Annotated in this window: 15 protein-coding genes and 1 other RNA gene; all 16 read left to right on the top strand. The window is 58.3% G+C overall.

Going from position 1 to position 15,339, the window contains the following annotated elements; translation table 11 throughout:
• Positions 1–256: 256 nt before the first annotated feature.
• The 16 genes from zapB to MCM46_14725 all read left to right on the top strand — a co-directional run bounded on the left by zapB (position 257) and on the right by MCM46_14725 (position 15,327).
• Positions 257–517 (top strand): cell division protein ZapB, encoded by a 261-nt coding sequence (gene zapB, locus MCM46_14650; GenBank protein ID MCG3113054.1) that lies wholly within the window; start codon positions 257–259, stop codon positions 515–517.
• Positions 507–803 carry a cell division protein ZapA gene (locus MCM46_14655; protein ID MCG3113055.1) on the top strand — a complete coding sequence of 99 codons (297 nt, stop codon included), beginning with the start codon at positions 507–509 and terminating at the stop codon, positions 801–803. The genes zapB and MCM46_14655 overlap by 11 nt, the downstream gene beginning before the upstream one ends.
• Before the next feature lie 57 nt (positions 804–860).
• Positions 861–1,043, top strand: a non-coding RNA gene (gene ssrS / locus MCM46_14660) — 6S RNA.
• Positions 1,044–1,121: 78 nt separating this feature from the next.
• Positions 1,122–2,459 (top strand): replication-associated recombination protein A, encoded by a 1,338-nt coding sequence (locus tag MCM46_14665; protein ID MCG3113056.1) that lies wholly within the window; start codon positions 1,122–1,124, stop codon positions 2,457–2,459.
• Between the two features lie 45 nt (positions 2,460–2,504).
• Complete coding sequence (gene xseA / locus MCM46_14670; GenBank protein MCG3113057.1) at positions 2,505–3,923, top strand: exodeoxyribonuclease VII large subunit; 1,419 nt, start codon at positions 2,505–2,507, stop codon at positions 3,921–3,923.
• The gene (locus MCM46_14675) at positions 3,901–4,323 is read left to right on the top strand and encodes a secondary thiamine-phosphate synthase enzyme YjbQ (GenBank protein MCG3113058.1); all 423 of its coding nucleotides are present in this window, start codon (positions 3,901–3,903) and stop codon (positions 4,321–4,323) included. The genes xseA and MCM46_14675 overlap by 23 nt, the downstream gene beginning before the upstream one ends.
• Before the next feature lie 6 nt (positions 4,324–4,329).
• Positions 4,330–5,886: a DASS family sodium-coupled anion symporter gene (locus tag MCM46_14680; protein MCG3113059.1), complete on the top strand. Its 1,557-nt coding sequence runs from the start codon at positions 4,330–4,332 to the stop codon at positions 5,884–5,886.
• 160 nt (positions 5,887–6,046) lie between these two features.
• Positions 6,047–6,367, top strand: a complete 321-nt coding sequence (locus MCM46_14685; GenBank protein ID MCG3113060.1) for an exodeoxyribonuclease VII small subunit — start codon at positions 6,047–6,049, stop codon at positions 6,365–6,367.
• Positions 6,360–7,262 carry a polyprenyl synthetase family protein gene (locus tag MCM46_14690; GenBank protein ID MCG3113061.1) on the top strand — a complete coding sequence of 301 codons (903 nt, stop codon included), beginning with the start codon at positions 6,360–6,362 and terminating at the stop codon, positions 7,260–7,262. Before MCM46_14685 ends, MCM46_14690 begins: the two co-directional genes overlap by 8 nt.
• A gap of 35 nt (positions 7,263–7,297) precedes the next feature.
• Entirely contained in the window at positions 7,298–9,277 is a 1,980-nt protein-coding gene (gene dxs, locus MCM46_14695) for a 1-deoxy-D-xylulose-5-phosphate synthase (GenBank protein ID MCG3113062.1), read from the top strand.
• Positions 9,274–10,077 carry a TlyA family RNA methyltransferase gene (locus MCM46_14700; protein ID MCG3113063.1) on the top strand — a complete coding sequence of 268 codons (804 nt, stop codon included), beginning with the start codon at positions 9,274–9,276 and terminating at the stop codon, positions 10,075–10,077. Before dxs ends, MCM46_14700 begins: the two co-directional genes overlap by 4 nt.
• Positions 10,078–10,146: 69 nt before the next feature.
• On the top strand, positions 10,147–11,064 hold the full coding sequence (locus MCM46_14705; GenBank protein MCG3113064.1) for an NAD-dependent epimerase/dehydratase family protein: 918 nt from the start codon (positions 10,147–10,149) through the stop codon (positions 11,062–11,064).
• Positions 11,065–11,180: 116 nt separating this feature from the next.
• The gene (locus tag MCM46_14710; protein ID MCG3113065.1) at positions 11,181–13,520 is read left to right on the top strand and encodes a cohesin domain-containing protein; all 2,340 of its coding nucleotides are present in this window, start codon (positions 11,181–11,183) and stop codon (positions 13,518–13,520) included.
• A complete protein-coding gene (locus tag MCM46_14715; protein MCG3113066.1) occupies positions 13,517–14,011 on the top strand; it encodes a type II secretion system GspH family protein in 495 nt (164 codons plus the stop codon). Before MCM46_14710 ends, MCM46_14715 begins: the two co-directional genes overlap by 4 nt.
• 68 nt (positions 14,012–14,079) lie before the next feature.
• Positions 14,080–14,301 carry a hypothetical protein gene (locus MCM46_14720; protein ID MCG3113067.1) on the top strand — a complete coding sequence of 74 codons (222 nt, stop codon included), beginning with the start codon at positions 14,080–14,082 and terminating at the stop codon, positions 14,299–14,301.
• Positions 14,302–14,415: 114 nt separating this feature from the next.
• Positions 14,416–15,327: a patatin-like phospholipase family protein gene (locus MCM46_14725; GenBank protein ID MCG3113068.1), complete on the top strand. Its 912-nt coding sequence runs from the start codon at positions 14,416–14,418 to the stop codon at positions 15,325–15,327.
• The last annotated feature ends 12 nt before the right edge of the window (positions 15,328–15,339 follow it).

Genomic DNA, 15,339 nt, shown 5'->3' on the forward strand with positions numbered 1-15,339 from the left:
CGCCCCGAGCGCTCGGACAGGCAAAGCCTGATCCTCGCTTCAGGTAGATAGTGTCGGTACACGGGTTTCCAAAATGCCAGGCTAATCCGATGCCCCCACACCCGCGCTCGAATCGGCAAAGCCGGTTGCTCGCTTTGATCTAGATCGGGTCCCTTTCCATATTCGGAACGCCAGAAGATTTTATTGACAAATAAAAATCGAAACGGTAGATTGATTGAAAATTTAATCGGGTCTGTTTAACCGGATAGAGGGGACCATGGTGCAAGAGCAGTTGGAAGTATTGGAAGCGCGGGTGCAGGAAATGATCGAGCTGATTAAAAGGCTGAAGCGGGAAAAAGAAGGATTAGAGGCCAAGGTCAACGAGCAGGCGAGGGAGTTTCGCCAGCTTCAGGAAGAGCGGGGCGAAGTGCGTCTCCGGATCGAGCGCATTTTGGGGACGCTGAATCATCTTGAAATCCAAGAGTCGCTTGAAGAAGACTCAGAGATTCCCGTGAAGGTGAAAGCCGGTGAAGAATAAGCTTCATGTCGAAATCTTCGGCCATCGATATACGCTTCGGGGCGATGCGGATGAAGCCTATGCCAAGGAGCTTGCCGGTTACGTCGATAAAAAAATGACCGAGATGGCGGGCCATGCCAAGGGGATCAATTCCTCCAAGCTGGCCATCCTGGCGGCGATCAACATCGCCCACGAGCTCTTTCAACTCCGAAGCGGTCAGAAGGAGCGGGACGCCCTCATCGGCGGCAAGACGCGGGATATCATCGAGAGCATCGAAGAGCAGTTCGAAGAGTTCAAATTGGATTAATTTCGTTCCTCTTGTATTTTTAAAATAACTTTGATAAGGTAATTTTAGAAACAAAAGTTGCCCCTGCGTTGTGCGTGGATGGGTCGTCTCTAAACCTAACAATCGCTGCCAGGGAGCCGAGTCCAGGAGGACGGTGTGCACGTTCCGCCCCGGGCGGAAAAGCCTAAAGTCTTCATCTCGGTGCCCACCTGGTTGTTTCCGGTTTGAGGAAACCTTCTCCACGGCAACCGTGGGGGCTTCTCTTTTTCTCCCTTTCTCATCCTACCTCAACCTCCGGCATAACCAGCAGCGCGCTTCATCACGGCATGGTGTCAAGGTATGGCCCAATCCCCTGCGAAAACAGACAATACCGATAAAAAACCTCCTTTGGCCTGGCGGATGCGTCCGAGAGATTTTTCGGAATTCGTCGGACAGGAGCACCTTGTCGCGCCGGGGAAATTTCTCCGCCGCGCCGTGGAAGCCGATCGGGTCTCTTCCCTGATTCTTTTCGGCCCGCCCGGTTGCGGCAAGACGGCGCTGGCCCATCTCATCGCCGCCTACAGCAAATCGGCCTTCGTTGATCTCAACGCCGTCACCGCCGGCGTCGCCGAAGTGCGCCAGGTGATTGCAAAGGCGCAGGAAGAAAAAAACGGCTCCGGGCAAAAGACCCTTCTCCTGGTCGATGAGATCCACCGCTTCAATAAAGTCCAGCAGTCGGCCCTTCTCCCCGACGTCGAAAAGGGAAATATCACCTTGGTCGGCGCCTCCACGCAGAATCCGTTTTTCTCCATCATTCCGGCCCTCTCATCCCGCTCGCAGATCGTCGAGCTGAAGCCGCTCCCGCCGGAGGGACTTCGCTCTCTCATCAAACGGGCCCTCTCCGATCCGGAGCGGGGTTTCGGAAAATTAAACGTCCAGTTGACGGAAGAGGCAGAGCGGCATCTGATCGAAACGACCGAAGGGGACGCCCGCCGCCTTCTTAATGCGCTGGAGATCGGCGTCGTCACCACGCCGCCCGATCCGCAAGGAATCATCCGGGTCGATCTGGCCGTCGCCGAGGAGTCGGTCCAGAAGAAGGGATTGGTCTACGAAAGCGGGGACAGCCACTACGATACGATCTCGGCCTTCATCAAGAGCCTTCGCGGCTCCGATCCCGATGCGGCGGTCTACTGGCTGGCGAAGATGATTTATGCCGGCGAAGACCCCCTCTTTATCGCGCGGCGTTTGGTTATTGCCGCTTCCGAAGATGTCGGCAACGCCGATCCGCGGGCGTTGGTCGTGGCGGTTGCCGCCCTCCACGCGCTGGAGGCGATCGGGATGCCGGAGGGGCGTATCCCGCTTGCTCAGGCGACGACCTACATCGCCTCCGCCCCCAAGAGCAATGCCGCGTATCTTGCGGTCGATGCGGCGCTCGAAGAGATCGAATCGGGCCGCGTGATGGAAGTCCCCCCCTCGTTGAGGGATACCCACTACAGCGGGGCGAAGCGGCTGGGGCGGGGGAAGGGATATCTTTATCCGCACGATTATCCGGACCACTTCGTTCCGCAGCTTTATCTTCCCGAGGAGAAGACGTTCTATCGTCCCTCCAACCAAGGAGAAGAGAAGCGGATCGCCGAGCGGCTGCGGCTCTGGCGGGAGAAACAGCGGGCGCTCCGCAAGAAACCGAATCATGAATAATGTAGAGACGTCCCGTCGGGACGTCTCTACAGAAGAAGGGGATGAATGGCATTTTCTCCGATCCAACCTTCCGAGCGAAAGATCCTGACGGTTCAGGAGTTGACCGCGCGGATCCGTTCTGATCTCGAGCGGACCTTCTCCGATCTTTGGGTCGCGGGAGAGGTCGCCAATCTGAAGATCCCCTCCTCGGGACATATTTATTTTACACTCAAAGATGCCGCCTCCCAGATCAAGGGGGTCATCTTCCGGTCGCACGGGCGGTTTCTCCGGTTCACCCCCAAAGAAGGACAGTCGGTATTGATCCGCGGACACCTCACCCTCTATGAGGCGAAGGGGGAGTATCAGATCATTGTCGATTACATCGAGCCGCGGGGGGCGGGGGCGCTGCAGGCCGCTTTCGAGGCGCTCAAGGAAAAGTTGCGCGGCGAAGGGCTTTTCGATCCGGGCCGGAAAAAAGGGATCCCTCCTCTGCCGCGGCGGATCGGGCTGATCACTTCATCCACCGGCGCCGCCCTTCAGGATCTGATGAAGGTCCTCGAACGGACCGAGCTTCCTCTCTCCATTCTGATCTATCCGGTGGCGGTTCAGGGGGAGGGGGCGGCCGATGAGATCACCCGGGCGCTCGATGCGTTGAACCAAAGGAGCCGCCGTTCCTCGGGGGAGCGAATCGATCTTCTTATCCTGGCGCGCGGCGGCGGATCGCTTGAAGATCTCTGGGCCTTCAATGAGGAGATTGTCGCGCGCGCCATCGCCCGGTCGGAGATTCCGGTTCTCTCGGCGGTCGGGCATGAGACCGACACGACGATCGCCGATTTTGTCGCCGATCTGCGCGCGCCGACCCCCTCGGTTGCGGCCGAGATCGTCGTCCGAAACGCCGCCGAGATGCTCGGTCGATTCTACTCTTTGAATGCCGCATTGGTCGAAACGATCCAGGCGCGGATTCAGGCCGAACGAAATCATCTCCAATACGAGATCCGCCTCCTCGCCGATCCGGTCCGCCGGATTGGGCAGTTTCACGATCGGGTCGATCATCTCGCGATCCGGCTTCGGCAGTCGGTCGGGCGGCTGCTGTCGGAGCGGCGGGCAAAACTGGTTCGCCATCAACAGGGGCTGACGCACTTAAACCCGATCGATCGACTCCAGGCGCTCCGGCGCCGTTTGACGGAGCTGAATTTGAATTTGACCCAAAGGGGAAGCGATCTGATCTTGCGGCGGCGGCGCCTGCTCCAATCGCAGATGGTCCAGCTGAATATCCTCAGCCCCCTGAATATCCTGGATCGAGGATATAGCATCACCCGAAAAGTAACCTCGCGCGAGGTGGTCCGGGAGGCCGATGCGGTCGCCCTCCGCGACCAGATCGAGATTACCCTTCATCGGGGAAAGCTGATCTGTTCGGTGGAGGAGAAGCAGACGCCGGACGTTCCGAAAAAAGGAGATCGGGGTGATTCAGCAGAAGAGCGGTGAAATTCAAATTAAGACCTCGGGAAGGGGGCTTTATGAAATCACGGAAGAGGCGGAGCGGTGGCTGCGGAGCCATCCGATTCAGAACGGCCTCTTGACCCTCTACATCCAACACACGTCGGCGTCGCTTTTGATCCAGGAGAATGCCGATCCGGAGGTCTTGCGCGATCTGGAGCGCTTCTTCAACCGCCTCGTCCCGCAGGGGGATCCCCTCTTCCGGCATACGACCGAAGGACCGGACGATATGCCGGCGCACGTCCGGGCCGCCCTCACCGCCGTCTCCCTCTCGATCCCGATCCGGCAGGGCCGGCTCGCCCTCGGCACCTGGCAGGGGGTCTACCTCTATGAGCATCGCAGCGCGGGGCACGCCCGGACGGTTTTGGTTCACCTCGTGGGAGAATAGAATTCTGTGACGCAGGAGATTCAGGAGAAGGTAGAGGCGGCCCCCTCCAATCCCGAACCGAAAGAGGTCTTCTCCGAGGCCGAGGTCCGCTTCGAGCGGTGGCGAAAGCGGGTCGGGTTGATCGCGGGACCGCTGGCGGCGCTGATCATTTTTCTTCTCCCCTCTTCGTTGTCCCCGGAGGCGCATCGCCTCGCGGCGCTGTTGGCGGGGGTGGTGATCTTCTGGATCACCGAGCCGATTCCGATTCCGATTACGGCGCTCCTCGGACCGGTCCTCGCCATTGTCTTAGGGATCGGGAAGGCCGATGCGATCCTCTCTTCGTTCGGCAACCCGATCCTTTTTCTCTTCATCGGAAGTTTTCTGATCGCGCGCGCGATGGAGGGGCATCGCCTCGACCGGCGCTTTTCGCTCTGGCTGCTCTCTTTTCGATGGGTCGGGGATCGTCCCACCCGCATCCTCTGGACACTGGGGGGGATCACCGCTTTCCTTTCGATGTGGATCTCGAACACCGCGTCGACCGCCATGATGTTTCCGATCGCCCTCGGGATCCTCTCTTCCTTGAAGGAATTCTCCGATGAAAAAGGGGCGCTGCAACCCTACGCGGTCGGGGTGATGTTGATGATCGCTTATGCCGCTTCGATCGGCGGGGTCGGGACGCCGATCGGCACCCCCCCGAACCTGATCGGGATCGGGATGATCGCCAAGCAAACGGGGAGAGAGATCAGCTTCTTTCAGTGGATGCTCCTGGCCCTTCCCCTCCTTCTCGTGATGTACATCGTCCTCTACTTCCTGCTTCTCTTCCTCCATCCGGCCGGGCCGTCGATGCGTGCGGGACGCGTCTCAGAATTCATTCAGGCCCAGCGCAAGGCGATCGGCCCCTGGACCCGCGGTCAGAAGAACACCCTTTTCGCCTTTCTCCTGGCCGTGTTTCTCTGGACCTTCCCGGGATTTTTGGCGCTGATCTTCGGACCGGAGGGGGCGCCGGTCAAGCTCTTCAACAGCCGCTTGCCCGAGGGAGCGGCGGCGATCGTCGCGGCGAGCTTCCTCTTTTTTTTGCCGACGAACTGGTCCAAACAGGAGTACACCCTTTCCTGGCGGGAGGCCGCCGGAATCGATTGGGGAACGATTCTCCTCTTCGGGGGCGGGTTGGCGCTGGGGGATTTGATGTTCAAGACCGGCCTCTCACAGGCGGTCGGCGAGGGGCTCCTCTCGTTCCTCGAAATCGATTCGCTCTGGGGGATCACCGGGTTGGCCATCGCGCTGGGGATCGTCGTCAGCGAGTTGACTTCGAACACCGCCTCGGCCAACATGATCATCCCGGTGATCATTGCGCTCGCGACCGCCTCCGGGGTGAGTCCGATCCCTCCCGCGCTCGGTGCGACATTGGGGGCGAGCTACGGCTTTATGCTTCCCATCTCGACCCCGCCGAACGCGATCGTCTACGGCTCCGGTTTGATCCCGATCGGCCGGATGGCTCGGGCGGGTGTTCTCTTCGACCTCCTCGGATTTTTGATCATCTGGGGAGGTCTTCGGCTTCTCTGTCCGCTGTTGGGATTGATGTAACCTGATCGGGTGATACGCCGCTGTAGGTTCGACATGTCGAATCCTTACTTGATCAAAGTGCCGATTTGAAAAGAAAAATAACTTGACCTTGCGCCGCTCTCTTGTATAATGGAGATGGTTTTTCGGGGCGGCCGATTTTATAAGCGCTTTCCCGCAAAATATGCTGATTTTGCGGGGGGATGGAACCGGGATAGGCGTGGCGAATTTGAAATTTGAAGAGGCTCTTTCTCGGTTGGAAGAAGCGGTGAAATCGCTCGAAAAAGGAGACCTCCCGTTGGAGGAATCTCTCAAGGTCTTCGAAGAGGGGGTTCGCCTTTCAAAGAATTGTCTGAAGATGCTCGAGGAGGCCGAAAAGAAGGTTGAGATCCTTGTCCAAGAGAAAGATGGAAAACGGAAAGGGCGACTTTTCGAAATGAAGCAATCGCCGGCGGTTGACGAATCGTCAACGTCCGGAACGAAGGAGCGCCCGCCTCATGGATAAAGATCCACTGAAGAAGTATCTCCGCGATCGACAGGCGGAGGTCGACCAGCTTCTTCACTCGTATCTTCCGGGGGCGAAGTGCCCCCCGCCATTGATCCATGAGGCGATCCGCTATTCTCTTTTTGCAGGGGGAAAACGGCTTCGGCCGATTCTTTGTCTTGCGGCGGCGGAGTCGGTCGGCGGGAGAAGGGAGGTTGTCCTCCCCTTTGCGGCGGCGATCGAACTGATCCATACCTACTCGCTCGTCCATGACGATCTCCCGGCGATGGATAATGATACCTACCGCCGCGGTAAATTGACGAATCATAAGATGTTCGGGGAGAGCACGGCGATTCTGGCGGGGGACGCCCTTCTGACCGCCGCCTTCACCCTGATGGCCGAGAAGGGGGTCGCCGGCACGATCTCCCATAAGAAGATTCTCTCGGTGATTCTCGAGTTGGGATCGGCGGCCGGGAGCACCGGGATGGTCGGCGGGCAGCTGGTCGATATCCAATCGGAGGGAAAGAAATCGATCGACCAGGATGAACTCCACTATATCCACACCCACAAGACGGGAGCGCTGATCCGGGCCTCGGTTCGAATCGGCGGGATTCTCGGCGGCGCCTCGTCCAAAAAGCTCACCGCGCTGACCCGATATGGGGAGAAGATCGGTCTTGCCTTCCAGATCGCCGATGATATCCTCGATGTCGAAGGGGAAGAGAAGGAGATGGGGAAGTCGGTCGGCCAGGATCAGGCGAAGGAGAAGTGGACCTATCCTCGGCTCATCGGATTGGAGCGGGCGAAGAAAGAGGCCCATGTTTTGGTCGAAGAGGCTTTGGGAGAATTGAACGGCTTCGGGCCGGAAGCCGATCCGCTTCGGGGCTTGGCGCTCTACATGATCGAGCGGAAGAAGTAAAACGCTGGGTAAAACTCTAGAAATTGAGGAGAAACATGGGGCTTTTGGATCAGATCAACAGTCCGAAGGATTTGAAGGCGGTTCCGCGGGAGGCGCTCACGCAGCTTGCGCAAGAGGTTCGGGAGAAGATCCTGGCGGTGATCGCGGACAAAGGGGGCCATCTCGGGGCGAGTCTCGGAACGGTCGAGTTGGCCATTGCCCTGCATACGGTCTTCGATCCCCCCCAGGACCGGCTCGTTTGGGACACCGGACATCAAGCCTATCCCCATAAACTTCTCACCGGGAGGCGCGATTTCTTTCACACCCTTCGTCAATACCAGGGGATCAGCGGGTTTCTCTCGCGGGCAGAGAGCCCCTATGATACTTTCGGCGCCGGCCATGCCGGCACGGCGATCTCCGCCGCCCTCGGCATGGTGGAAGCGCGGGATCATCAGGAGGGAAAATATCATGTCGTCGCAATCATCGGCGACGGCGCCATGACCGCCGGAATGGCCTATGAGGCGCTCAACCACGCGGGGGCGCTCCGGCGCAACATGATCGTCGTCCTCAACGACAACGAGATGTCGATCTCGAAAAATGTCGGCGCGATCTCAGCCTATCTGGCGCGGATCATCACCGGTCCGCTTTATACCAAAGTCCGAAACGAGACGGCGGAGCTCTTGAAGAACATCCCGAAGATCGGCGGGCCGATGCTCAAGGCGGCCCGCCGGGCCGAGGAATCGGTGAAGGGATTGATCACCCCCGGGCTTCTCTTCGAGGAGATGGGCTTTCGATACATCGGTCCGATCGACGGACACCGGCTCGATCACCTGTTGACCACCTTTGAGAACGTCAAGCAGCTGGAAGGGCCGCTGCTGGTCCATCTGATCACCAAGAAGGGGAAGGGGTACGCCCCGGCCGAAGGGGATCCGGCCGGCTTTCACGGCACCGCCGCATTCGATCTTTCGACCGGCGTGGCCAAGAAGAAGTCTTCGGCCCCGAGCTACACCGGGATCTTTGCAAAACAGCTGATCGCGCTGGCGAAGGAAGACCGCCGGATCGTCGCGATCACCGCGGCGATGCCGGAAGGGACCGGCCTCAGCAAGTTCGCGAAGGAATTCCCCGATCGCTTTTACGACGTCGGCATCGCGGAGCAGCATGCGGTCACCCTGGCGGCCGGAATGGCGGCGGACGGTCTTCGTCCGGTGGTGGCGATCTACTCGACCTTCTTGCAGCGCGCCTTCGATCAAATCGTCCACGATGTCGCCCTCCAGAATCTGCCGGTTGTTTTTTGTCTCGATCGGGCCGGACTGGTCGGCGAAGACGGCCCGACCCACAACGGCGTCTTCGACATCGCTTACCTCAAAGGGATCCCGAACATGGTCCTGATGGCCCCGAAAGATGAAAATGAGCTCCAGCAGATGCTCGCCACGGCGGTCAAACATCCCGGGCCGTCGGCGATCCGTTATCCGCGGGGGGAGGCGGTCGGTGTTCCGCTGGAAGAGCCGGCGATGCCGCTTCAAATCGGAAAAGGGGAACTTCTCCGGGGCGATTTAACGACGGATGGCCTGGTCGAAAATGAAGCGGCCAGCCGGGAGATCGACGTCGCATTGGTGGCGCTCGGCAATATGGTCTATCCTTCGCTTGCGGCCGCCGCCCTTTTGGAGCGGGAGGGGATCTCCGTCGCGGTCGTCAATGCCCGCTTCATTAAACCGATCGATCGGGAGCTTCTGGTTTCGATTGCGCATCGCTGCCGCCGGATCGTCACGGTGGAAGAGCATGTCCTGGCGGGCGGGTTCGGAGAGTCGGTTCTCGCTCTTCTCGAAGAGGAGAAGGGAACCGGACGGATTCCCGCGGTCGATGTTCGGCGGATCGGACTTCCCGATCAGTTCGTCGAACATGGGGCGCAGCGGATCCTTCGCGAGAAACTCGGACTCGACGCAGAGCGCATCGCCGCCTCCGTTCTCGACTTCGTTAAGCTCGGGATCGTCGCCTCTCCTCAAAATGAAGATCGGGCGATTCGATTAGGGAAATGATGTCGGCTCGGTCGGCCAAACCGAAAGAACGCCTCGATCTCCTATTGCAATCGCGTGGACTGGCCGAGAGCCGGGAGCGGGCGCGAAGCCTGATCCTGAGCGGATCGGTTTTGGTCGACGGGAAAAAAATCGAAAAGGCAGGGGCCCAGGTAAAGGAAGACGCGGAGATCGTTCTCCTCGGTCCGGTCTCTCCTTACGTCAGCCGGGGTGGAATCAAGCTCGAGGGGGCCCTAAACGCGTTCCATTTGGATCCCTCCGGGAAGGTGGTGATCGACGTCGGCGCGTCGACCGGCGGTTTTACCGACTGTCTTTTACAGCGGGGGGCGGCTCGCGTCTACGCGGTCGATGTCGGCTACGGCCAGCTCGCCTGGCGGCTTCGACAAGATCCCCGCGTGATTGTTTTGGAGCGCCGCAACATCCGGACCCTTCCTCCGGAGGTGATTCCGGAGCCGATTGATCTGGCGACGATCGATGTTTCGTTCATCTCATTGGAGAAGGTGATTCCCGCGGTGATTCCTTTTCTGAAACCGCGGGGCGAAATTGTCGCATTGGTCAAGCCGCAGTTTGAGGTCGGGAAGGGGGAGGTCGGCCGGGGAGGAATTGTTCGGAGCTCCGAAAAGCACCGGAGCGTGTTGGATCGAATATACAGTCAGGCCGAGGGGTGGGGACTTCAGATCGGCGGGTCGATTCCCTCGCCGATTCTTGGGCAAAAAGGAAACGCCGAATTTCTGGTATATTTTAGAAGGACCGAGGCAGGAGAGCAGACGCGTGAGGAATTCGGAGCGCGGAATGGGGAATGAAAACAAAAAATTTTCTCAGTTTCACGCCGTCTTCGTGAACTCCTGCTCATACAGAAAGGAAGGACGCAGATGAAAGTGTTGGTGACGGGGGGGGCTGGGTTTATCGGTTCTCATCTGGTCGATCGGTTGATCCAAGAGGGACATGAGGTGGTGGTGGTCGATAATCTCTCGACCGGCAAGAAAAAGAACATCCACAAAGAAGCGAAGTTTTACAAGCTCGATATCCTGAGCGATCGTCTGGAGCGGATTTTTCAGAAGGAAAAGCCCGAGGTGGTCAGCCACCATGCGGCGCAGATGGATGTCCGCCGGTCGGTGGCCGATCCGGCCTTCGACGCCCAGTCGAATATCATCGGCCTCCTGAATCTGTTGGAGTGCGCCGTTCGAAACGGCGCCCGGCGGGTCGTTTTCGCTTCATCCGGCGGCGCCATCTACGGCGATCAACAGGTCTTTCCGGCGCCGGAGGAGCATCCGACCCATCCGCTCTCGCCGTACGGCGTCAGCAAGCTGTCGAGCGAGCACTACCTCTATTATTATCAGAAGGTCTGCGGCCTCGATTATTCCGCGTTGAGATACGCCAACGTCTATGGACCGAGGCAGGACCCGTTCGGGGAAGCGGGGGTGGTCGCGATCTTCACCCAAAAGATGCTTCGCGGAGAGCAGCCGGTCATCAATGGAAATGGAATGCAAACCCGAGACTATGTATTTGTGGAAGATGTCATCGAGGCCAACATGGCGGTGATCCACAGCCAGGTCAACGATACGTTCAACGTCGGAACCGGCAAGGAGACCTCGGTCAATCAGCTCTTCCGTCATCTTCTCGACATTACCGGCGCGGAGGCGAAAGAGATCCACGGTCCGGAGAAGAAGGGAGAACAGGTCCGGAGCTGCCTCGAATGCCAGAAAATTCATAAAACGCTCGATTGGGAGCCGCGCGTCCCGCTACAAGAGGGTCTGATGAAGACCGTCGATTATTTTAAGAATGCCTAAAAGGGATTAGAACACGTGAGGCGTGAAGCGTTGGGCGTGAGGCGAAGAAGATTGAAAGCCTCTTTTCCTGATGCCTCACCCCTTACGCCTTACGTTATTTTTGTTTAGGAGGGCCTGTGCAAGAAAACCGGGGTCGTGTATCAATAACCATTGGGGCGGCCCTTTTCTTTTTCCTTCTTTCCGGTTGTTTTACCTCCAAGCAGGTGCGTCTCGCCGATGAATTTTCCAAGGAAAAACGCTGGGAAGAAGCCTATCAGATCTATTCGGAAGAGCTCAAGAAAGACCCCTTCAATCAAAAGCTCAAGCAGAAGATGGACGAGGCCAAGATAAAAGCGGCCGCCGTTCATGCCGACCGGGCCAAAGCGTTGCTCAGCCAAAAAAATCTTCCGGTTGCTCTGGAGGAAATCAAGCGGGCGATGCTCCTCGATCCGAGCCGGGCGGAGTACCAGGATCTTTTCGCCAAGACCCTCCGGAAAAAAGAGGCGGAAGATCATTTCTCGCTCGGACAAAAACTGCTGAAGGCCGAGCGATTCGGCGAGGCGATCGAATTTCTCGAGCGGGCGCTGGAGCGCGACCCGACCCTCCCCCAAGGCGCGGAGATCCTGGCGCAGGCGAGAAAAGGACAGCGGACCGTGGGGGATGAAGCCGATGAGCTCTCTCTTAAATCGACCCAGCCGATCACGCTCAAGTTCCAGAATGCGCGGCTGAAGGAGGTTTTCGAGCTCTTGGCGAAATCGGCGGGGATCAACATTCTTTTCGACAAAGACGTCCGGGATGAAACGATCAGCATTTTCGTCAAAGATGCCAGCTTCAAAGAGGCGCTGAATCTGATTTTGTCGACCAACAATCTCTTCATGAAGAGGATCAGCGAGGAGACGATCCTGGTCATTCCCAAGACCAAACAAAAGGTCGATCAATACCAGGACCTGATCATCCGGACCTTTTATCTCTCGAATGTCCGGGCGAAGGATATGGTCAACCTGCTCCGGACGATGCTGGAGACCCGGCGCGTCTTCGTCAACGACGAATTGAACACCATCGTCATTCGGGATACCCCCGAAAAGGTCAAGCTGGCGGAGAAGATCATCGAGGCGAACGATCGGAAGGTGGCCGAGGTGATGTTCGAGGTCGAAATCTTGGAGATGAACCGGACGAAGGGTTCGAGAATCGGCTGGAACTTCAGCGACGGCCGGGTTTCCGGTTTTATCAGCGACGACGAGACGCCCGGGGCGTTCAGCCTTCAAGAATTGCGGGACCTCAACGATTCGGCCATCTTCCTGATTCTTCCCTCGATCTTGGTCGATTTCTTCAAGCAGGAGTCGGAGGCGCAGACCCTGGCGAATCCGCGCATCCGGGTCATGGACAACAAGAGCGCGAAGATCAACATCGGCGATCGGGTTCCGATCCTCCTCTCGACGACCACTTCGAACCCGACGACCTCCACGGTGATCGGGGGAGCGACCACGACCACCTCGATTGAATTCAAGGACGTCGGCATCAAGCTGACGATCGAGCCGAACATCCATCTGACCAATGATGTCACGATGAAGCTCAATCTGGAGGTCACCTCCCTCGGCGATCTGGTTAACTTGGGAAACGGCCAGCAGCAGTTCCGTTTCGGCAACCGGAATACCGAGACCGTTTTGAATGTCCGCGACGGGGAGACGGTCGTGATCAGCGGCTTGGTCCGGGACGACGAGCGGACGACGACGAACAAGATTCCCGGTTTGGGGGATATCCCGCTGATCGGCCGGCTCTTCTCCAACGTCGAAAAAAACAAGGCGAAGACCGATATCGTCATGACGATCACCCCCCGGATCATCCGGACCTTCGAGACCCCGGAGAAGCCGCTGCAGTCGTTCTGGTCGGGGACCGAAGAGACCTATTCGACGCGGCCGCTCTTCTCCGAGTTTCCGACCGTCGGTGAGGTCAGGAGCGAACCGGAAGGGGTCCCTTCTGCCCCTGTTCCCTCGGCCCCGCTCCCTCCCTCGGGCCAATCGCGGACGGCGCCGATCCAACCCCAGTCGGAGACCCGATTGGTTCCGATCCTCTCCGTCCTTCCGAGGGAATCGACGACGACTGTAAACGGGCCGGTGAATATCGAAGTCCGTGTCGATAACGCCAAGGACCTCTCCTCGGCGACGATGTCGATCGCGTTTGATCCGACCGTCCTCACCCTCAAGGAGGTGGTCGAGGGAGACTTTATGAAAAAAGACGGGAAGAATGTGTCGTTGGTCTCATCGACGCCGCCGAACGGAGGCGCCGTGGATGTCCAGATCAACCGGGTCACCGACGAAAAGGGGATCAGCGGCTCGGGGACCCTCTTCACCCTCGTTTTTGAGGGGCAGCGGGCCGGCGCTTCGAGCCGGGTCGATTTCCGCAATGTGCGCCTGCTGAATCCCTCGCGCGGCCCGATCAATGCCGATATTTTCCCCGGACTCATTAATGTTCGATGAAGTTTTTTTTCAGAAAACTAGAAGACCAGTCGGGACTGACGCTCCTTGAATTAATCGTGACGGCGGTCGTTATTCTGATCCTCGCCTCGGCGGCGATGCCGCTTTCCAAGATGGGAGAGCGGCGGGCGAAAGAGATGGAATTGCGGCAGGCGTTGCGGGATCTCCGATCGGCGATCGATCGATTTAAGGATGATTGGGATTCGAAGCGGATTTCCCATTCCGAATCGGATATCGCAAACGAAGAGACAGGTTATCCGAGAAGCCTGGGGGTTTTGGTCGAGGGGGTTCCGGTGCCCGATCCGAACGATAAAAAGATCCGGAAATATCTTCGGCGGATCCCCATCGATCCCTTCACCCGTTCGACCGAGTGGGGAACCCGCTGTTATGAAGACGAGCCCGATTCAACGATCTCATGCGACAGGGACGTCTACGATGTCTACAGCCGCAGCGACCAGGTCGGGCTCGATGGAACCAAAGTGCAAACCTGGTAGGTAAAGAAGAGAAAACAAGGAGTCAGATTCGGAAGAAGATGTGATATAAACTATACAAGGAGAAGAACGTGGCAGAGGTAAAAGATTTGGAGAAGCGGATCAGCAAGCTGAAAACAAAAGTGGCGGCGCAGCGAAAAGAGTCGGCGGGGGGAGATCGCGCTTCATTTCGAGAGACCCTCAAGAAGCTGAAGCGGGCGCAGCGGCGAAAGAAAACGATTCAAACCCGGACCGCTTTCATTGAGGCGAAGGGCAAAAAGAAAGAGAAGAAAGCCGAAGGGGCCGCTTCATAAGACAAGTGCGGAATGCGGATTGCGGATCCGGCCGGGGCGATGCACGCATCACCCGAATGTCCGCACTCCATCACCTGCATTTCCTGGGTCATAAACAATTTTTGATTGTTTAAGATGCAGAAGTATTTTAAAGTTGGCCTGGCGCTCGGCGGGGGAGGGGCGCGCGGGCTGGCTCATTTGGGTGTGCTGAAAGTCCTGGAGTCGGAGGGGATCGAGCTCCATCTGATTGCCGGGACCAGCTTCGGCGCCATCGCCGGCGCCATGTACGCGCAACACCCGAACGCCGATCAGGTCCGCCAGCGGGCCTGCGACTACTTAAGCAGCGAATCGTTCCGCCGGACCAAGCTCTTCTTTATCAAAAAGCACTACGAAGAGGAAAAGCGCGCAAGCTTCATCACGAACCTCAAATCGTATCTCCAGAAGGGAATCTTCTGGGGCATCTCCCTCCGGCGCTCCTCGTTCATTTCCGAGCAAGACTACGTCGCGCACATCAGCCGGCTCTTTGACGACAAGGGGATTGAAGAGACGGTGATTCCCTTTCTGGCCGTTGCGGCCGATCTGGCCCACGGAAGCGAGGTGGTTCTTTCGGAGGGTCCGATCCGCAGGGCGATCGCGGCCAGCTGCGCCATTCCCGGCGTTTTCCCGCCGATTACGATCGGGGATGCGAAGCTGATCGACGGTGGCTGGGTGAACCAGGTCCCGGTCGACCCGCTCATTCAACGGGGGGCCGACTTTGTCATCGCCATCGACGCTTCGGAGAACACCGGAATGCTCCGGGATTTCACCAGCGGGCTCGATATCGTCCTGCGCGCCAGCGAGATCACCCGCCGGGCCTTATCCAGCTCCCAATTGGCGAAAGCCGATTTGGTCATTCGGCCGGACGTCGGCCAGCTTCACTGGTCCGACTTCTGGCGTTCCGACGAGGCGATCCGGAAAGGGGAAGAGGCCGCGCGGGAAAAGATCGAAGAGCTCAAGCGGCTTCTCTGGAAAAAGAAGATGAAGAAATTATTGATGATCAAGGTCTGAGGACGGTCTTGT

This window comes from Candidatus Manganitrophus morganii (genome assembly GCA_021651055.1).
GTDB classification, from domain to species: Bacteria; Nitrospirota; Nitrospiria; order SBBL01; family Manganitrophaceae; genus Manganitrophus; species Manganitrophus morganii.